This window comes from Romboutsia sp. 1001713B170131_170501_G6 (genome assembly GCF_015668195.1).
Classification (GTDB): Bacteria; Bacillota; Clostridia; order Peptostreptococcales; family Peptostreptococcaceae; genus Romboutsia_C.
Map to the genome: position 1 here is coordinate 299,152 of NZ_JADPFC010000001.1, position 21,041 is coordinate 320,192.

At 26.4% G+C, this 21,041-nt stretch carries 20 protein-coding genes; 18 read left to right on the forward strand and 2 right to left on the reverse strand.

From position 1 onward, the window contains the following. Nucleotides 1-5 precede the first annotated feature (5 nt). From I4U89_RS01510 to I4U89_RS01550, 9 genes are all read left to right on the forward strand, one after another. Complete coding sequence (locus I4U89_RS01510) at nt 6-1,124, forward strand: hypothetical protein (protein WP_195937915.1); 1,119 nt, start codon at nt 6-8, stop codon at nt 1,122-1,124. 432 nt (nt 1,125-1,556) lie between these two features. Next, on the forward strand, nt 1,557-3,302 hold the full coding sequence (locus I4U89_RS01515; protein WP_243279115.1) for a methyl-accepting chemotaxis protein: 1,746 nt from the start codon (nt 1,557-1,559) through the stop codon (nt 3,300-3,302). A gap of 108 nt (nt 3,303-3,410) precedes the next feature. Further along, the gene (locus I4U89_RS01520; protein ID WP_195937916.1) at nt 3,411-5,555 is read left to right on the forward strand and encodes a chemotaxis protein CheA; all 2,145 of its coding nucleotides are present in this window, start codon (nt 3,411-3,413) and stop codon (nt 5,553-5,555) included. A 25-nt stretch (nt 5,556-5,580) separates the two neighbouring features. Then, a complete protein-coding gene (locus I4U89_RS01525) occupies nt 5,581-6,648 on the forward strand; it encodes a protein-glutamate methylesterase/protein-glutamine glutaminase (protein WP_195937917.1) in 1,068 nt (355 codons plus the stop codon). 16 nt (nt 6,649-6,664) lie between these two features. Continuing rightward, nucleotides 6,665-7,279, forward strand: a complete 615-nt coding sequence (locus tag I4U89_RS01530; RefSeq protein ID WP_195937918.1) for a chemotaxis protein CheC — start codon at nt 6,665-6,667, stop codon at nt 7,277-7,279. 10 nt (nt 7,280-7,289) lie between these two features. Next, the gene (locus I4U89_RS01535; protein ID WP_195937919.1) at nt 7,290-7,775 is read left to right on the forward strand and encodes a chemotaxis protein CheD; all 486 of its coding nucleotides are present in this window, start codon (nt 7,290-7,292) and stop codon (nt 7,773-7,775) included. 19 nt (nt 7,776-7,794) lie between these two features. Then, nucleotides 7,795-8,277, forward strand: coding sequence for a chemotaxis protein CheW (locus I4U89_RS01540; RefSeq protein WP_195937920.1), 483 nt, complete (start codon nt 7,795-7,797; stop codon nt 8,275-8,277). Further along, complete coding sequence (locus I4U89_RS01545; RefSeq protein WP_195937921.1) at nt 8,261-9,076, forward strand: CheR family methyltransferase; 816 nt, start codon at nt 8,261-8,263, stop codon at nt 9,074-9,076. The genes I4U89_RS01540 and I4U89_RS01545 overlap by 17 nt, the downstream gene beginning before the upstream one ends. Nucleotides 9,077-9,090: 14 nt before the next feature. After that, a complete protein-coding gene (locus I4U89_RS01550; RefSeq protein WP_092926840.1) occupies nt 9,091-9,444 on the forward strand; it encodes a response regulator in 354 nt (117 codons plus the stop codon). Nucleotides 9,445-9,485: 41 nt separating this feature from the next. Here I4U89_RS01550 and I4U89_RS01555 read toward each other — a convergent pair whose 3' ends face one another. After that, nucleotides 9,486-9,884 carry a GtrA family protein gene (locus tag I4U89_RS01555; RefSeq protein WP_195937922.1) on the reverse strand — a complete coding sequence of 133 codons (399 nt, stop codon included), beginning with the start codon at nt 9,882-9,884 and terminating at the stop codon, nt 9,486-9,488. Nucleotides 9,885-10,659: 775 nt separating this feature from the next. On the opposite strand from I4U89_RS01555, the gene I4U89_RS01560 reads away from it, so the two are divergent. The 3 genes from I4U89_RS01560 to tpx all read left to right on the forward strand — a co-directional run bounded on the left by I4U89_RS01560 (nt 10,660) and on the right by tpx (nt 14,320). Beyond that, complete coding sequence (locus tag I4U89_RS01560) at nt 10,660-11,352, forward strand: response regulator transcription factor (protein ID WP_195937923.1); 693 nt, start codon at nt 10,660-10,662, stop codon at nt 11,350-11,352. A gap of 228 nt (nt 11,353-11,580) precedes the next feature. After that, nucleotides 11,581-13,710, forward strand: coding sequence for a HAMP domain-containing sensor histidine kinase (locus tag I4U89_RS01565; RefSeq protein WP_195937924.1), 2,130 nt, complete (start codon nt 11,581-11,583; stop codon nt 13,708-13,710). A 124-nt stretch (nt 13,711-13,834) separates the two neighbouring features. Further along, nucleotides 13,835-14,320: a thiol peroxidase gene (gene tpx / locus I4U89_RS01570; RefSeq protein ID WP_195937925.1), complete on the forward strand. Its 486-nt coding sequence runs from the start codon at nt 13,835-13,837 to the stop codon at nt 14,318-14,320. Nucleotides 14,321-14,369: 49 nt separating this feature from the next. Here tpx and I4U89_RS01575 read toward each other — a convergent pair whose 3' ends face one another. After that, on the reverse strand, nt 14,370-15,407 hold the full coding sequence (locus tag I4U89_RS01575) for a YdcF family protein (RefSeq protein WP_195937926.1): 1,038 nt from the start codon (nt 15,405-15,407) through the stop codon (nt 14,370-14,372). Nucleotides 15,408-15,617: 210 nt separating this feature from the next. On the opposite strand from I4U89_RS01575, the gene I4U89_RS01580 reads away from it, so the two are divergent. The 6 genes from I4U89_RS01580 to rbsD all read left to right on the forward strand — a co-directional run bounded on the left by I4U89_RS01580 (nt 15,618) and on the right by rbsD (nt 21,040). Then, a complete protein-coding gene (locus I4U89_RS01580; RefSeq protein WP_195937927.1) occupies nt 15,618-16,247 on the forward strand; it encodes a DUF3786 domain-containing protein in 630 nt (209 codons plus the stop codon). Nucleotides 16,248-16,346: 99 nt separating this feature from the next. Next, nucleotides 16,347-17,129 carry an HAD family hydrolase gene (locus I4U89_RS01585; protein ID WP_195937928.1) on the forward strand — a complete coding sequence of 261 codons (783 nt, stop codon included), beginning with the start codon at nt 16,347-16,349 and terminating at the stop codon, nt 17,127-17,129. Between the two features lie 133 nt (nt 17,130-17,262). Next, nucleotides 17,263-18,648, forward strand: a complete 1,386-nt coding sequence (locus tag I4U89_RS01590) for an MATE family efflux transporter (RefSeq protein ID WP_195937929.1) — start codon at nt 17,263-17,265, stop codon at nt 18,646-18,648. A gap of 6 nt (nt 18,649-18,654) precedes the next feature. Beyond that, complete coding sequence (locus I4U89_RS15770) at nt 18,655-19,293, forward strand: pentapeptide repeat-containing protein (RefSeq protein WP_330615510.1); 639 nt, start codon at nt 18,655-18,657, stop codon at nt 19,291-19,293. Nucleotides 19,294-19,732: 439 nt separating this feature from the next. Further along, complete coding sequence (rbsK, locus tag I4U89_RS01600) at nt 19,733-20,641, forward strand: ribokinase (RefSeq protein ID WP_195937930.1); 909 nt, start codon at nt 19,733-19,735, stop codon at nt 20,639-20,641. Nucleotides 20,642-20,644: 3 nt separating this feature from the next. Next, entirely contained in the window at nt 20,645-21,040 is a 396-nt protein-coding gene (rbsD, locus tag I4U89_RS01605; protein WP_195937931.1) for a D-ribose pyranase, read from the forward strand. Nucleotide 21,041 lies beyond the last annotated feature (1 nt).

A 21,041-nucleotide genomic window follows, 5' to 3' on the forward strand; every position in this document is an offset into this window, starting at 1 on the left:
AGCACATGGCAAAAATATTAAAAAGTAAATACAGCAGCACGGGGGAAAGGTGTGTAGATGCTTGTTTAAATTATGGGATGCTAAGATATGTAAATGAAGATGGATCACCAGTTAATATAGAGATACCTTTTGATAAATATGAGGAAGCTATAAGTGATTTTCAAGATAGGATTAAAGAAGGTATAGCTCAAAAGGATATGAATCCTAAAGAAATATTAAAAAGAGGTACTATAAGTTATAATCAAGCTAAAGAATTAGCTATAGATGGAAAAATTAAAGGTTTAGATTTTTTTGAGATAGATGGAAGTATAGAATGTGAACATATACTTGGTATATCTGGAGGTATAGAGTATGCACTGTCTATTTGGAATGGAGAAAGTAAGATTGAAGCTTTAGAAAAAGCAGTAATTAGATCTATAAAAGTTTATGGTGAAGATTTTATATATGGAGTAACTCTAGATGAAGACTTAGATGAAGCTGAGTACTTAAAATTTGCAAAGAGTATATCTTCAATAGAGAATTTAATTGATGTAGAACTATATAAATCTAAAAATTATAGCATAGATAACGAAATTGAAGAAAATGATTTAAATCCAAAACGTAAGATTTTAAAAAGTTTAGATTTACCACTAGGTTTCTTAGGTGGATTACTAGGATTTATGATTGTGCAGATTGCTACTAATTTTGGGAAAAATATTTCAAATGAAATAGTATATTTATTATTAAATGCTATTACAATGTCTATAGTTGCTTTTATTATGATAAAAAGTGTAAACTTTATCATGAAAAAATATGTAAAAAATAGTACATCATCCATAATGGAATTATTCGATGAAGAAATAGAAAAAGTTAGCTATGATAATTTATTAACTGAAAAAGAAGTAAAACTTATACTAAAAAATATTACAAAGGGTGAAGTTACTAAACTTCTTATGGATATGAAGGGGAGCGTAAATAAGAAAGTATCTAGTAATACTCTTGTAACTAAGGAAACTAAGTTTGTATTAGATTCAAGACGTGTAATAATATTACCTAGTGAGTATGAAATAATTCAAACTATTACTTTTCTTTTAAATGAATACAAAAGTAAGCGATCTAAAGACTACAGTATAAAAAAAATATAAAAATAAAGCATATGAGTCTATTATAAACATATTAAATAGCTTCATATGCTTTATTTTTATATATTAAATACAAAAAAATATTTAATATATAAAGTATTTGTTTTTTGTCCGTATAAATAGAATATAAAATTTATTCATATTATGAAATTATTAAAAAAACATAATATATAAAATCTAAAGTATTAAATTAAGAGTCCGTATAAAATATATGTTAAATGTATTTAATATATTTGATATGTTTATTAAAGATATATTTAGGATTTAGCGTGCACGAACTTTAAAAATCAATATTAATGAAATATAAACTAATAACATAAAGATATATATTAATATAATCAAAGCTCAAAATCTTATATGGAATTAAAATAGTTTATATACTTATGTATAATTTTAAAATTTATATTAACTAATATGAATTATAGGGAGACGATTATGAGAAAGTTTAAAGATTTAAAAATAGGTAGAAAACTTGCAATATCATTTATAATTGTATTACTACTTGCTACATTTTCAAGTATATATACAATATCGAAATTAAAAGAAGCAGAAGAGTTAAATTCTCAGCTATTTAATGGACCATATGTAGGAACAAATGAAACTATGGGTATACGTAGGGATTTAGTTTCTGCTGGAAGAAATACAGTTAATATCGTACTTAGACAAAAGCCTGATGTTTATTTCCAAAAGGCAAAAGAAAATTTCGATAGTATAAACAATAGAATAGATAAAATATCTAAAACATTTACAGGAGATAAAAGTGATCTTGAAGAGGTTAGAACTGCTGTAAATAATTATAAATTAGAATGTCAAAATATTTATGATGTGGCAAGAACTGGTGATTACAAAAAGGCTATGGAAATGAGTGATGAAAATACTCCATTTTATAATGATTACAACAAAGCTGTAGAACTTGCTACAAAGTTAAACGAAGGATCTAACCAAAGAGGTATTGAATTTAATGAAAACATTCATAAAACAGTAAAAAATGCAATAATTGCATCTGTAGGTGTAAGTGTTTTAACTATAGTAGTAGGCCTTGCTATATCAATTTATATAACAAAATCTTTAACAAAGCCAATTGAAGAAATAGAAGAAGCTTCAAATAAAATGGCAAATGGAGATTTTGATATAAATATAGAATACGAATCAAAAGATGAATTAGGTTTACTATCTGAAAGTATGCGCCATATGAGTAAAGAAGTAAAATCAATAGTAGATGATACTGTTTGTGTATTAGGAGAACTTGCTAAAGGTAACTTTAATGTTGAAACTAATGTTGAGTATATAGGAGTATTTAAAGATATAGAAAAATCTGTTACGAGAATAAGTAACGATTTAAGTGAAACAATAGCACAAATAAATGCAGCTGCAGAAGAAGTTGAAGCAGCATCAAATCAAGTTTCAAGTGGATCACAAATGTTAGCTCAAGGTGCTACAGAACAAGCAAGTGCTATACAAGAATTATCAGCAACAATAATAGAAATATCAGATAAGATAAAAGAAACAGCTGACAATGCAAGAAATGCTAACTCATTAACTAACAGTTCTGCAAAACAAGTTCAAGAAGGTAATGAACAAATGAAACAAATGGTAAATGCTATGGAAGAAATATCATTTACGTCTAACGAAATAAGCAGAATTATAAAAACTATAGACGATATAGCATTCCAAACAAATATACTAGCACTTAATGCTGCTGTTGAGGCTGCTAGAGCAGGTTCTGCAGGTAAAGGATTTGCTGTAGTTGCAGATGAAGTAAGAAACCTAGCTGCTAAATCAGCAGAAGCTGCTAAGAATACAGCTACATTAATTGAAAATTCTATGGAAGCTGTAAATAAAGGAACTGAAATAGTTGATAATACAGCACAATCTCTTCAAAAGATAATAGATACAACAAACAGAACTACTGTTATAGTAAACGATATAGCTAAAACATCAGAAGAAGAAGCTGTTGCTATAGCTCAAGTTACATTAGGTGTTGAACAAATTTCTGAAGTAGTGCAAACAAATTCAGCAACTTCAGAAGAAAGTGCTGCAGCAAGTGAAGAATTAAGTGGTCAAGCACAAATGTTAAAATCACTTATTGAAAACTTTAGATTAAAAGATGTAAATAGTTCAAATAGATCAATAAACTTTAATACTGACGAAGCTAGCTATTTTGAAATGAATGAGTTTTAGTAAAAAAATAATATATCATAAATTATGATTTAAAAAATGGAAGCTTTTAGCTTCCATTTTTAAAAGTTAGTTTTAAAGGAATTATCTTATTTAATAAAGGAGAGAAATATGAGTGGAGTAGATTCTTTAAATGAATTTTATGTGCATGAAAATATGCAGTTATTAGAACAATTGGAAGAGATTTTACTTGCAGGTCAATCAGAAAATGGGAAGTTAGAGAAAGAACACATAGAAGAAATTTTCCGAGCGATGCATACTATTAAAGGTTCGTCTGCAATGATGGGGTATGATAGTTTAACAAAACTAACTCATAGTGTAGAAGATATATTTGATGCAATACGTAATGGGTTAGAACTTTCAAGTAATCAGTGGGATGAAGTTGTTGACCTTGTTTTAGCTAGTATAGATTTCTTGAAAGAAGAAATGTTAAATATTCAAGATGGTCTTCTTCCAGAAGCAAGTATTGAAGAACTACATGATAAGGCAATTAATTTTTTAAAAAGTGCAACAAATAAAGAAGATGATATAGATAATAAACCCAATGAAAATATACAAGAGTTAGAAGATAATAAAGAAGAAAAAATTACAGCTAAAAATAGTAATGAAAATTATTTATGTGCAAAAGTATTCTTTGAACAAGGATGTGCTATGGAAAGTATAAGGGCTTTAGGTGTACTTACAATATTACAAAGCCTATGTTCTGAAGTAAAGCATATACCACAAGATTTAGATTCAGACTGTGATGATGTAATAATTAAAGACGGATTTATATTATATATGAGAACCGTTCAAGAACAATCATTAATAGAAGAAGCTATAAAAGATACAATGTTTTTAGATAGATACGAAATACATAGATTAAATGATGAAGAGTTAGAAAGTGTATTTGGAATAACTACTCCAAAAGATGAAATAAAAGAAGAAAAAAAATGTGACACTAATGAAGAAATAATAGAAGCTCCAAAAGAAGAAAGTACAAAGGTAGTAGAAGAGTCAAAAGAACAAAGTACAAATATAATAGAAGAAAAACAAGCACAAGTTCAAAAGAAAGATAAAAAAGAAGAACAAAATCAAGGTCATACACATAGTAAAAATAGTTATTTAACAGTAAATATTAATAAAATAGATACATTAATGAACCTTGTTGGAGAAATAGTTACGACAGAATCCATGGTAGAAAAGCAATCTCAAGTAGAAAATTTTGACAGAGATAGTTTTGAAAAACAAGCTAGAAGACTTCACCAACTGACTAATGAATTACAAGATGTGGTAATGTCTATGCGTATGGTTCCAATATCTTCAACCTTTACTAAAATGCAAAGAGTTGTAAGAGATATGAGTAAGAAAACTGGAAAATTAGTAGACTTAGTTTTAATAGGAGAACAAACAGAAGTAGATAGAAATATATTAGAAAATATTTCAGATCCTTTAATGCACATGATTAGAAATAGTATGGATCATGGTATTGAAACTTTAGAAGAACGTAAAAATACAACTAAGCCAGAAAGAGCTACTGTTACATTAGAAGCTAAAAACACTGGTGGAGATGTTGTAATAATAATTAAAGATGATGGTAGAGGTTTAAATAAAGAAGCTATAGTAAAAAAAGCTATTGAAAAAGGGATAACAACTAAAAGTATAGATGAAATAAGTGACAAAGAAGCATATAACTTTATAATGGCACCAGGTTTCTCAACAAAAGAAGCCGTAAGTGAATACTCTGGAAGAGGAGTAGGTATGGATGTTGTATATACAAATATACGTAAGTTAAGAGGTTCAATTAGTATTGATAGTGAGCCAGGAAATGGAACAACTTTTATACTTAGAATTCCTTTAACATTAGCAATAGTAGATGGAATGAAGGTAAATATAGGGGATCAAATTTATATTATACCAGCACTAAGTATAAAAGAAGTATTTAGACAAGGAGACTATGAAATAGTTAAAAATCCTAATGGGCAAGAACATAGCATCATAAGAGGAAATTGCTATGAAATAGTAAGAGTCTCTAATGTATTAGGTATTAACTCTGAAAAAAATGATGAAGGTATTATGATATTAGTAGAGTCTGAAATGGGCAATGTGTGTATCATAGTAGATGGAATTTTAGGTCAACAACAAGTAGTTATAAAGCCAATACCGACTTTACTTACTCAATTTGACAAAGTTCAATCTTATATGTCAGGATGCTCTATTTTAGAAGATGGCTCAATTAGTTTAATACTTGATGTAAATGCAATAATACACAAGTAATTTAGTTATCCAAGGAGAGATATCTATGGAAGGTAGTAAAAAAATAAAAGTTTTAGTAATAGATGACTCTATGGTATTTAGAAGAGTAGTGTCAACTAGACTACAAGAATATTCAGATATAGAGGTTGTAGGAACAGCTAAAGATTCTTTTGAAGCTAAAGATAAAGTAATACAACTTAAGCCAGATGTATTAACTTTAGATATAGAAATGCCGGGTATAAATGGTATTGAGTTTTTAAAAATACTAATGGAACAACATCCAGTACCAACTATTGTAATAAGTGGGGCAGATGGAAGATGCTTTGAAGCTATAGATGCAGGAGCAGTAGGGTTTGTTGGAAAACCTACTGCAGATACGATGAACCAGTTTTTTGATGATTTATCAACAAAAATAAAAGAAGCATCTATTGCGAAATTAGACAAGAAAACAAAAGTTCAATCTAGCGTTATACCAAATAAACGTAGGTTATTAGAAAATAATATAGTAAGAAAAAATGATAAAGATATAATTGCTATAGGAGCTTCTATGGGAGGTGTTGAGGCAGTAGAAAAGCTATTAAAACAACTACCTCTAGGATTGCCACCAATTGTAATAACACAACATATGCCACCAATATTTACAAAAAAATATGCAGAAAGATTAGATAGAGGATGTGCATTAAAAGTAAAAGAAGGTGAAGATGGAGAAGAATTATTAAGTGGACATGCTTATATTGCACCAGGAGCATTACAAATGGGAATTATAAAAAGAAATGGAAAATACATCTTAGATATAAAAAAAGGCCAAAAGATTAGTGGTCATTGTCCGTCAGTAGATTATTTATTTATGTCTGTTGCAAAGCAAGCAAAGGATAATTCAATAGGAGTTATTTTAACGGGTATGGGATCAGATGGAGCAAGAGGACTTTTAAGTATAAAAAATGAAGGCGGATATACCATAGGACAAGATAAAAACTCTTGTGTTGTATATGGTATGCCTATGGTTGCTAAGAAAATTGGAGCAGTGCTAAGAGAAGCATCTTTAGATATGATGCCAAATATTATATTAAATCAATTAAAAAGAAGACAATTAACATCGAAAGTAAAAGGATAGTTGGAGGATAATATATATGAAATTTGAATGTGATAAGTTAAATGTATTTCGAGAGATAAGTAATATAGGATCAGGAAATGCATCTAATTCATTGGCAGTTATGTTAAATGAGTTAGTAGATATAGGCATTCCTAAAAGTGATATGGTAGGTTTTTCTGATATAACAGATAGCTATGAATCACCAGAGGAGTTAGTTGTTGGAACGGTACTTCAACTATCAGGAGATATGGAAGGTTTTATTATGGTGATAATGAAGGTAGATTCTGCATTCAATTTATTATCTAGACTTTCAGGAAGTAAAATAGATTGCGATAGAAATGATTATAATAAAGTTTGTGAAACATTATCTTCTATTGGTGAAGTTTGTAATATACTTTGTGGAACGTATTTAACAGCAATTTCGGATATGACAAATTTAAATGTAACTCCTTCTATTCCATATTTTAGTGTAGATATGGTCATGGCTATTATGAATTTACCAATGTCATTATATGGACCTATATTTGATTCTATACTTTGTATAGAAACGGACTTTTTCACTGAAGATCATGAAATAGAAGGAAAATATTATTTCCTTCCAGAGGCTGAGTCATGTGATAAATTATTAGCATCACTAGGATTTAATGTTTAGGAGATAAAAAATGAAAAATATAACGGTTGGTATAGCCGATTTTAATATTGTTAAGGCTCCAGACCAAATTACGACCATTGGATTAGGATCATGTTGTGGAATAGTATTATATGACGAAACAAAAAAGATAGCAGGTTTAGTTCATATTTTATTATCAGATTCAAAGAATGAGAAACTAGTTGTAAATAAAGCTAAATATGCAGATACTGGAATAAGTTTGCTGTATGAAGAAATGAAAAAGTCAGGAGCAAATCCAATGTTTATAAAAGCTAAAATAGCGGGTGGGGCTCATATGTTTACTTTTAAAAATGCAGAAAGTAGTATATTTACTATTGGAGAAAAAAATGTAAAAGCATGTAAAGAGACATTAAAAAGATTACATATACCTATTGTCTCTGAAGATGTTTTAGGAACATGTGGTAGAACTATTACTTTTGATGTATTAACAAGTAAACTAAAAATCAAAAGTGTAGGAAAAGGTGAAAAAGTCATTTAAAAAGGAGGATGCCTTATATATGAGTACAAATGATGAAATAATAGATAATAAAATTGATGATTTATGTATGGTATTTATTATAGATAATCAAAAATATGCTTTATCATCAAAATATATTACAGAAATTATTGAAATGCTACCTATAACTAAAGTTCCATTTATACCTGAATATATAAAAGGAATTATAAACTTAAGAAGTAATATAATACCTGTTATGGATGCAAGAATGAGATTTGGAATTAGTCCAAAAGAATATGATGAGAGAACTTGCATAATAATAATTGAAAATAATGATGAAAAAATAGGTTTAATTGTAGATGCAGTAAATGAGGTTATTCATATTCCTGATGGTCAAAGTATGAAAATGGATTCAAATGATATTGATGATAAACCTAATTTTATAAAGGGAGTTAGCGAAATAAATAATGAAGTCCAATTAATACTAGATTGTGATTCATTAGTAAAAATTGTAGAGGATATAGATTATGCACTTAACAGATAAAGATTTCATAAGACTAAAGAACTTTATGTATAATAATTATGGGATAAATCTTGAGAAAAAAAGAACCCTGATAGAAACTAGATTAGGTCTTATGATAAGAAGATTAGGATTTAAAGATTTTAAGAGTTACATAGACAATTTAATGCAAGATAAAAGTGGAGAACAAGCAGCAATTTTAGTAGAAAAGTTAACTACAAATTTTACATATTTTATGCGTGAGGAACAACACTATGAATTTTTAAGGGATGAAGTTTTAACACATGCTTTGAAAAAACCTCCAATAGGAGGAGTTAAAATTTGGTCAGCAGCTTCATCTACTGGAGAAGAACCTTACTGTATAGCCATGTTAGCTCAACAAATGATGTCTAAAAATCCTAGGTTAAAAGTTTCTATAACTGCATCTGATATATCAAATAATGTCTTAAATCAAGCTAAAATGGGGATTTATTCACAAGACAAAATAGCTAAGTTACCACAAACATGGATTAAGAGCTTTTTTAGGCAGTTAAATGATAGAAATTATAAAATTACAGATAATGTAAGAAATATAGTAGAATTTAAATACTTTAACTTAAATGATAATATAGGCTGGAATTATTCTAAATATGATGTCATATTTTGTAGAAATGTTATGATTTACTTTGATAATCCTACAAAGCAAAAATTATGTAAGAGATTATATGATTCATTAAAACCAGGAGGATACCTAATAATAGGTATGTCAGAAAATTTATCTAATCTACAAACTGACTTTGAAAGAGTGAGACCATCTGTATATAAAAAAAATTATAACAAGTAATTGGAGGAAAAAATATGAAAAGAGTACTAATAGTTGATGATGCAGCATTTATGCGTATGTCTATACGTAATATGCTTGAAAATAATGGATTTGAGATAGTTGGAGAAGCTGAAAATGGAGTAATGGCAATTGAAAAATACAAAGAATTACAGCCAGAAGTTGTTACTATGGATATAACTATGCCTGAAATGGATGGATTAGAAGCACTAAGAGAAATAAAGAAAATTGATCCATCTGCTTCAGTTGTAATGGTATCTGCATTAGGACAAGAGGCAAGAATGAAAGAAGCTATAATATATGGAGCAAAAGGGTTTATAGTAAAGCCTTTTAAGGAAGAAATTATAGTATCTGCTTTATCTAAAATATAATTTAATTTATAAGAATAAAAAAATAGTTAGCAATATGCTAACTATTTTTTTATTACTTTTCTCATAAGAAGAAATATTGGGGGAGTAGTAAAAGCTGGAGCAATTATTGGTGATAATATTTCTCCAAGTTTAAATACATTTACAAGTATCACTATAACTCCCATATTTAATATATATTCAAATATATATATTAATATTGAATAGAAAAATTTTTTATAAGAATATTTCTTTTCTTTAAAAGTATATTTACTATTTAATATATAAGATGCTGTTATACTAATAACGCTAGTTATAGTATATGCTAATAGGTAGTAAAGCTTAAAGTAAAGAAACAAAGTAAGGTATATACCTTGAGAGATTATAAAATTGCTCATACCTATTATATTGAACTTTATATATTCAATTATTTTATGTCTGTACTTTTTTAATATTGTTGACATATATACACTCCTAAGATGAAAGACATAAACTTATAATAATATTATTTGAGCATAAATTCAATTTATTCTTCATTAAAAGTATTTGTTAGTTTAAAACTTTCTATGGATTTAGATTGATTATAAACAACTGAATTTTTCTTCCAATTTCCAGTTTTATAATAAACCCAATTATCCAGCCAATAGGAATTCCCATCCATATACCATTTACACCCAAAAATTAGAAAATAAATAGCAATCAGGTATTCTTGCAATCCATAAAGATATAATAGAGCTTATAAGAGCAAACATAGAGTTACATGCTCCTTTTATAGCTCTAGATAGCGTAAAAGATATACATATAAACGTGAAAATAGGATTAGCGACAGATACTACAGCCATTGTATTTTTCCTATAAACTGCCTAACTATAATACTATCAGCAGTATTATAAAGCTGTTAGAACAAACTACCTATTAACATAAGTAGCGAAAATAAAAAGATAGATTTTGACTCATTCCCTATTGTCAAATCACTCATAAAATACCTCCCCTTAAATATAGATTATTTTCAATATTAAAAGTATATGATATTTCACATATTATTGGAAATTATAAGAAGTTTAAATATTATTTATTGTATTTCGTAATAAAATCTTAAGAATTAGGTTAAGAAATTTTTAAGATTTATACTCTATTATATATTTGTAGGGTAGGAAATGAATTTATATTATTAATATTTAAAGGATGTGAAATTATTGTATAATATTAAAGAAAATAATAAAGAAGGGGAAAGCTTATATGTACAATATATTAGTAGTGGATGATGATAAAGAAATAGTTGAGTCAATAGATATATACCTAAAAAATGAAGGATATAAAATATACAAAGCGTACAATGGACTAGATGCATTAGATATTATAGCAAATGAAAAAATACATCTTATTTTGATGGATATAATGATGCCAAGATTAGATGGAATAAAAGCAACTATAAAAATAAGAGAAGAAAAAAATATACCTATAATCTTAATATCAGCTAAGAGCGAAGATACAGATAAGATACTTGGACTTAATATTGGTGCAGATGATTATATAACAAAACCATTTAATTTACTAGAACTTGTAGCTAGGGTAAAGTCAAGCCTTAGAAGGTATGTTAATTTAGGAACTTATAAAAATGAAGATAAAGACGTGATAAAAAGTGGAGGACTTTCTATGAATCTATTGACAAAGGAAGTTGTAGTAGATGGAGAATATGTAAAGCTTACTCCAATTGAGTTTAACATATTAATGCTTTTGTTGTCTAATAAAGGAGTAGTATTTTCAATTGATGAAATATATGAGAAAGTATGGAAAGAACAAAGTTTTAATGTAGAAAATACAGTAGCAGTTCATATAAGGAGAATAAGAGAAAAAATAGAAATAAATCCTAAAGAACCAAAATATTTAAAGGTGGTGTGGGGAGTTGGATACAAAGTTGAAAAGCTTTAGGGGAAAAATTATAAAAAATAAAAGTTTAGTGTTTAATTTAATACTTATATTAACTATATTTATGGTTACGCAAATAATAGGAATAATAACATGTTTTAAATTTTTTAGTCAAAATTTATTTATGATATTAGCTAATTTATCATTGATAAATTTTGTTATATACAAAATAATGAGAAAGTTATCTATATTATAGGTAATAATTTAAATAAATTGAGATGAGGGATAAATTTGAAAAAAAATAGATTAAAGAATGTATTTTTAATGTTATCTATGATTTCATTATCAATACTACTTACAGTAATACCAACTACATTTTCAATATATAGGCAAAATATGGGACTATGGACGAGTTATATGCATAAGGACAAGCAAATACTAGAAACAGATTTTTATAAAAGTAATGTATTTGAATTTAATGTACTTAGACCTATTTTATATTGGATGGGAGAAAGTGTATCAGATGTAGATTCAAATATAAGCAATTATATAAATGAAAATACATATTATGAAGATGTTAGTAAAGGTTTAAATGAATATGGAAATGAAATAATAGAAACTAAGGAAAGAAAGCCTACTAAAGAAGAAGCTAAAAATGATCTTTTAAATAAGGTTAATTATGGTAGAGATCAATTAAAGCAAATACATAATATTAAATTTATGGTAAAAAATACTAAAACTAATGAGTATTATACTAATACAGGATATAAGACATTTGATGAATTTGACAAAAATATAGATGAATATACAAATATAAAAATAGACAAAAATAATTCAAATAGAAGTTACATAAAAACAATAAATAAAAAAGTATCAGAAAATCAAACTCATTATATAGAGGGTAAGTTATTAGATGCTACACAGTATAATAATTTAGAAGTACATATGTCATTTCCTAAAAATATAGTTGGTCTAGATTTAGTACAAGAAAATTATTATAAATATACACAAGCTATGAAAGAAGTATTTATATGCTTAACATTAATGCTTACAAATATAGCTATATTAATTATATCATTAATTATATATAAGAAAACAAAGATAAATGAAGAAACTGAAGAAGGAATATTAACTAAGTTAGCAAATAAGGTACCAATAGATATTATACTATGCTTAATGGCTATAGACCTTTCGTTATATATACCATTTTCACTTGCTTATTATATAGGATATAGCTATATGACAGAAAAAATATGCGCAGTAATAGGAGCATATCTGCTTATATATGCAGCTTACACTATAAATAGAAGAAGCAAAAAATATGATAGAAAGATATATATATTAAAAGAAACTATTATATATAAACTATATAAAATATTAAAAAATACTGTTATAAGTGCTTTAAAAGTATCTAAAAAAATACCTTTAATAAAAAGAATAATAATAGTCTCAATAGGTATAACATTTATAGGTGGGGTAGTATCAGTCTTACTATATGGATTTTTCTATAATGAGGTTGTGCTTTTATTTGGAGTACCTATGTCTATGATTTTATTTACCTTATATATAGTTAAAAAATTAGCGTATCTAAGCGATATAATAGAGGGAACTTCTAGAATAAAAAATGGAGAATTAGATTACAAAATAGATGTATTGGGAAATGATAGTTTTACTAATTTAGCAGAAAATATTAATAATATTGGAGAAGGGTTAGAAAATTCAATAGAAACTCAATTAAGAAGTGAGAGAATGAAATCAGAGCTTATAACTAATGTAAGTCATGATTTAAAGACTCCACTTACATCTATAATAAATTATATAGAGCTAATAAAAAAAGAAGACGTAACCCCAGAACATGTAAATGATTATATAAAAGTATTAGACCAAAAGTCTAAGAGATTAAAAATATTAATTGAAGATTTGTTTGAAGCTAGTAAAGCAAGTAGTGGAAATTTAGAGCTTAATATGGAAAATATAGATATAGTACAGCTACTTAGACAAAGTATAGGAGAAATGGAAGAAAAATTATCAAATTCTAATTTAGATATAAGACTAAATTTGAGTAGTGAAAAAATTAATATATATGCAGATGGTAGAAGAATGTATAGGGTATTTGAAAACCTATTATCAAATATATCAAAGTACTCACTACCTAGTACAAGAGTATATATAGATTTATTAGAGTTTGATGAAAGTATAATTATTACTATGAAAAATATATCTTCATATGAACTTAACTTTGATGCCACAGAGATAACAGAAAGATTTAAAAGAGCAGATGAATCAAGAAATACAGAAGGTAGTGGACTTGGACTTGCTATAAGCAAAGATTTAGTAAATCTTCAAGGTGGTAAGTTTAGTGTAGAAATAGATGGTGATTTATTTAAATCTATATTAGAATTTCCTAAGATAGATAAATAAGTACTACTTTAATATTTATAAAAAACTATATTTTGTTGTTTATATAATTAATATAAAGGTATAAATATATTAACAAATACTAAAAATAATATAGGTTTATATAAATAATTAGGAGGTAATTATAATGAAAGTAACATTTCAAGGAGCACCATTAACATTAAAAGGAAAACAATTAAAAGTTGGAGATAAAGCTCCTGATTTTACAGTTATAGACAATGAATTAAACCCATTAAAATTAGATGATACTAAAGGAAAAAGAGTATTTTTATCTGTTCCATCAATAGATACACCAGTTTGTGATATGGAAGTAAGAAGATTTAATACAGAGGCCTCAAAATTAAATAATGTTACAGTATATACAGTATCAATGGATTTACCATTTGCACAAGCTAGATGGTGTGGTGCAGCTGGTATAGAAAATGTAAAGACTATATCAGATTATAAAGATAGAGAATTTGGGGAAAATTATGGAGTATACATAAATGAATTAGGTCTTTTATCAAGAGCGGTATTTGTAGTTGATGAAAATGATAAAGTTATATATGTAGAATATTTAGAAGAAATAACTGAAGAACCAAATTATGACAAGGTTTTAGACGTATTAAAATAAATAAAAAAGCAGTATACATAAATTATGTATACTGCTTTTTTATTTATTTTTAACCTATTAAAAAATAATTTAGTAAGGCTAATATAAAGCTACAGATTAATATAAATGATATAACTATAAAATGACGTTTTTTATTCATTACTACAATAGCAATATATTCTCTTATTAAAGCATTTGGAATAAAATAAAGTGCAGTTTTTGCACCAATGCCATCACTTTTTAAGTTAGCTTTTTTGGCATAAAGTCCAGCTCTAAATAGATGATAATTATTAGTAACAAAAATGCTGTTGTATCCACTTGGCTTAATTTTATCCATTATATTTTTAGAAAAACTCATATTTTCAAATGTTGTTGTTGATTTATCTTCAAGTATTGTATCAGAAATAGGTATACCATTTTCTATAGCATACTTTTGCATAGCAAATGCTTCAGAAACTTTCTCATCTTTACCTTGACCACCAGAAAATATTATTTTAGGTGGGATCGATGCTTTAGCTTGCTTATTATAAAATTCAATTGCTTTTTTTATTCTGCTAGCAAGTAAAGGCGGAACCTTATCTCCAATTACTCTGCTACCCAAAACAATTATAAAATCTTGATTTAACTTAGGTCTATTAAGTTGATATAATAGTGAAATCATTAAGAAGTTAAAAACGCTAAATAAGAAATATATTTCTATAAGAAAAAATCCACTAATAAATGTATTAATATCACTAGGTAAAAATCTTTCAGGATTAATTATAGTTAGTATTACATGAAAAAGTAAAGCTAACCCTAAGAAAAATGTTAATAGATTAGATAAGCTTCTACTCTCTCGTTTTGTTACGATTCGTGCATTTATAAATAATCCAATTATTAGAATATAAATTCCAAATATTAAAATAAAAATTGTTATAGCAAAAAATATAAAAAATATAATCATCAAGAATATATTAGAAGTAGAGAATGTTATGTATGTTGCAGTTAATAAAAACATAAATAACGAAATATTAAATAAAAATCCATTATAAAGTTTTCTTTTATCTAGATGATAAGATATAAAAAAAATAGAAAATGAAATTAGAGTTAGTATTAAAAGTATTTTCATACTTCACCTCCAAGTTAAAATAAAACTTTATTGATAATTACTAATATTAGCATAAGTAAAAAATATATACAAATAACAACACCGAATCTATTAGGTAAACGATAATTATTAATAAAAAATTAAATATAGTATGAAATGTTAGTATAATTAAAAGGTTTTAAAATACTTTATGTAGAAAGTAGCAATATAAATTATTTTGGAGGGATTATTATGAAGAATTTCAATGAAGTTGGAAACTATAATATACCACTAGACTATGCTAAAAATGAATTTAGGAAAAAAGATCCTATTCTTATGGGAAAATTATCAAATTCATACTTTGATAAAAAGACTAGTATGTTTCATGTAAAGTGTATGGATTTTACTTTATATGTAGAATATCCAAGTGGAGATATATATAAAGAAAATGGAGAAAAATTAGATAAAATAGCTTTAGAAATTTTAGTAATAAGATTTTTAGTTAATGCTAATCCAATACCACCAACTAATAAATATATAACATTTAAAGAAATTGATGGAGGACATGTATATTATCCAGCATTTGTAAGAACTAGTATAAATAGATTAACTAAGGAATTTGGAGGAAATGTAGAAAAATTTAAATCTGTAATGAAAAGTATTGGGGCAAGTAAAATAAATATGGGAGATAGTGCCTATAAAATTAGATTTTTAAATGATACATATATTATATATATTTTATGGAGTGGAGATGATGAAATAGAATCAGCATCTAATATATTATTTGATTCAAATATAAAATACTATTTTAATGTAGAAGATATAGCAGTAATTGGTGACATGCCATTTATAAGAATATATGAAGAGTTAGATAACTTATAAATTATATAATAGTGTTTAGAATTATTACTCTAGATTTTACAATTTAAATAATTAAATACATTTGATATAATATACATAAAACATCAAGGGAGAAGTCATATGATAAAGCTTATTGCAACAGATATGGATGGAACACTATTAAATAATAATAATGAAATACACCATGATTTTATAGATGTATTTGAAAAACTACAAGAAAAAGATATAATATTTGCAGCTGCTAGTGGGAGACAATACTTTAATTTGTTAAAAAGATTTGAAAATGTCAAAGATAAGATGATGTTTATAGCTGAGAATGGAACATTTGTAGTTTATAAGGGAGAAGAGATATTTATAAACTCATTAGATAGAAATATAGCTAAAGAATTAGTTAATATAGGAAGAAATATAGAAAATTCAAATGTAATACTTTGTGGTAAAAATTCCGCATATATAGAATCTACTGATGAAGAATTTATAAAAGAAGTAGAAAAATACTATGAAAAGTATGAAGTAGTAAAAGACGTAAATGAAATAGAAGATGATATATTAAAAGTTACTATATGTGACTTTAATGGAGCTCAAGAAAATAGCAATAAATACTACGACGACTATAGAGAGGATTTACAAGTATCTATATCTGGGAAAATATGGTTGGATATAACTAATAAAGGGGCAAATAAAGGAGTTGCAATTAAAGTGCTTCAAGAGAAAATGGGTATAGATTTTAATGAAACTATGGTATTTGGAGATTATCTAAATGATTTGGAGATGATGGAAGTTGCCTATCACAGTTATGCTATGGAAAATGCTCATGATGATTTAAAGAAAGTATCTAGATTTATTGCAAAAAGTAATGATGAAAATGGAGTTTTAGAAGCTATAAAATTAAATATACTATAACAAAAGTCTACTTAGTATAAATTTATGCTAAGTAGTTTTTTATTATATTCATTACTTAAAATATCTATTGACTGTATTGTAACAATATACTTTATTGTATAATATGATAAGATACACAATTTAGGAGGATAAAATGGATAATTCAATAGCGAAAAGCTTTAACTTTTCATCACTTATAAAATTTACTATACCATCGGTTGTAATGCTTGTATTTATGTCTTTATATACAATAATAGATGGAATATTTGTATCTAGATTTGTAAATACTGACGCATTATCATCTGTAAATATAGTATATCCATTTATAAATGTAGTAATAGCAGTTGGGGTAATGCTAGCGACTGGAAGTAGCGCAGTTATAGCTAAAAAAATTGGTGAAGGTAAAACTGAAGAAGCTAAAAAAAATTTTACATTAATAATACTTTTAGGGGCTACTTTAGGAGTCTTAATATCATTTATTGGATATGTATTTTTAGAAAAGATAATATATACACTTGGTGGAAATAATAACTTATATGGGTATTGTAGAGATTATCTAGCATCAACTTTAATATTTGTTCCAGCATTTATAATTAACTTATTATTTCAATACCTTACAATAACTGCAGGAAAGCCAAATATAGGATTGTTATTTACCTTAATAGGTGGATTTAGCAACATAATATTAGATTATTTATTTATAGTTACTATGGATATGGGAATATCAGGAGCGGCATATGCAACAGGTATGGGAAATTTAATACCAGCAATACTTGGTATAATATATTTTAGTAGAAAAAAAGCTTCTTTATATTTTGTAAAGCCTAGCTTAGACATTAACGTTATATTAACTACAATGACAAATGGTTCATCTGAAATGGTTACGAATTTATCAGCAGGAGTAACTACAATGTTATTTAATATAGTTATGATGAAACTTTTAGGTTCAGATGGAGTAGCAGCTATAACCATAGTTTTATATGGTGAATTTTTAATAACATCTGCATATATAGGATTTTCATCAGGGGTTGCACCTATTATAAGCTACAATTATGGGAACAAAAATGAGCCTGAGCTTAAAAAGATAATAAAGTATAGTATAATATTTATATTGATAAGTTCTGTAATATTGTTTACAGTAGCAATATTAGCATCTCCAGTAATAGTAGGTTTATTTTCAGAGCCTAAAAGTAATGTTTTTAATATTGCTTATAATGGATTTAGGCTATTTGCTATAGGTTTTTTAATTATGGGAACTAATATATTTACTTCGGCAATGTTTACAGCCTTTTCAAATGGAAAAATATCTGCAACTATATCTTTTTTAAGAACTTTTGTATTTATAGTATGTGGAATAATTTTTTTACCTAAATATTTAAATGCAAATGGAGTATGGTTAGCAGTTCCATTAGCGGAATTATCTACAGTAATAATATCTATATTCTTTATAAATAAATATAAAAATATATATGGGTATTGTAGAAAAAATAAAGAATACAATAAGAAAGAAAAAGAATTAGAGGATATAAAGGAGATATAAATACCTGTGAAGTATAAAATAGAAAAGCCTAAAATATATGATGATCTACAAGAGTGCAACAATATAGTAGAACTTATAATAGATGAGGAAAGTATAGAAAATAAAATAATAGAAGATACTATAATAAGTGATATATATAATATAAGAATTAGTTTTAATTCCTGTGTTTTTAAAAATATAATATTTGAAGAATGCGATTTTAAAAAAATAGATATAGTAGATTGTATATTTGAAAACTGTGATATATCTAATATAGATATATCAGATAGTAGTATATATAGAACAGAGTTTATAAACTGTAAATTAATAGGAAGTAGATTCGATGATTCTTTGATGAAAAATGTATTATTTAAGGATACTATAGGGACATATTCAAATTTTTCATATGCTAAATTAAAAAATGTATGTTTTAAAGATTCTAATTTTAGAAATTCAGTATTTCAGGAAGTAGAAAGTAAAGGTTTAATTTTAGAATCTACAGATTTAACAAAATCAATTTTTAGGGGAAGTTCTCTTGATAAAGTAGATTTAACTACTTGTAATATAGATAGCTTAGAAATAAGTATAAAAGATGTCTCAGGTGGAATTTTTACACCTATTCAAGCCTTAGAATTAACTAAACTTATGAATATAGTAATAAAATAAAAATTAAAGGTATATTTAAAGATTAATAAAGGCATAAAACTTTAAATAAGTATATAGTGATAGTGAAAATGAACTAAAGCATAATTGTTTTAGTTCATTTTTTGCATATAAGGAAATTATATTAAATATAAAATTATTGATAACTTATAAAATAAGATATACTAATAAGTTTAAAAGTGTAAAAAATGATATTTTTAGCAAAGGACAAATTTGTTGGATACATGAGCGAAGCAAATTTTTTATATAAGAGTATATTATTAAAATATAATTATATACTTTTATATAAAATTATAGTTGTAATTGATATAAAATGTAAAAAAATATATATAAATATATAAATATGTTGCACTTAATAGATAAATATGATACTCTATAGAAAAGATAAAATGAATATTAAAATAGAAATGATATATATATTATAAAAAATAGGAGGAACATTGTGAAGAATATATGCGTTATAGGTAGTCTAAATATGGATTTAGTTGTAAATGTAGAAAAGATGCCAAAAGCAGGACAAACTTTATTAGGAAGTAATTTCAAAGAAGTTCCAGGCGGAAAAGGAGCTAACCAAGCGGTAGCTATGGCTAGGTTAAATGGAAATGTAACTATGATTGGTAAAGTTGGAAATGATAGCTTTGGAGAAACTTTAGTGAACTCATTAAAAAAAGATAATATAAATACTAATTACATACAAGTAGCAGAAGGTCCAAGTGGTGTAGCACTTATAACGGTAGATAAAAATGCACAAAACTCTATAGTAGTAGCACCAGGAGCTAATTATAAATTAACTAAAGAAGATATAGATAAGAATATAGATGCAATAAAAAATAGTGATATAGTAGTAGTTCAACTTGAAACTCCGCTAGAAACTATAAAGTATGCTCTTAAAAAAGCTAAAGAGCTAGGTAAGTATACTATATTAAACCCAGCACCAGCAGTAGTCTTAGAAGATGAGATAATAGAAAATGTCGATTTATTAACTCCAAATGAAACTGAGCTTGAAATAATAAGCCAAAAATCAATAAGTAATGAAGAGGATATAAATGAATGTGCACAAATAATGATAAACAAAGGTGTAAAAGAACTTATAGTAACTTTAGGTTCTAAGGGCAGTTTATATATAAATAAAGAAACATCAATGTTTAAAAAGGCATATAAAGTTGAAGCCATAGATACTACAGCAGCAGGTGATAGTTACACTGGAGCTTTGGCTGTGGCAATAGCAAATGGCAAAGATATGGAATATGCTATGGATTTTGCTTCAAAAGTTGGAGCATTATCAGTTATGAAAGAGGGTGCTCAAAGTAGCTTACCAACATTAATAGAAGTTGAGAACTTTAGGGGGTAAATTATGAAAAAAACTAAACTGCTAAATAGTGAAATATCATACACTATATCCAAAATGGGCCATACTGATAGTTTAACTATAGGAGATTGTGGACTTCCGATAAGTGATGATGTTAAAAAGATAGATCTAGCATTAACTCACGGAGTACCAAGTTTTATAGATACTTTAGATGTAATACTAGAAGAGTTATGTGTTGAAGAGATAATAATAGCTAGTGAGATTAAAGAAAAAAATGAAAAAATATATAAAGAAATATTAAAACGATTTGAAAATGTAAAAGTTACAGAAGTGAGTCATGAAGAATTTAAAAAGATGACTAATAACAGTAAAGCTTTTGTTAGAACTGGAGAATGCAGTCCTTATGCTAACATAATATTAAAATCGGGAGTTGTATTTTAAC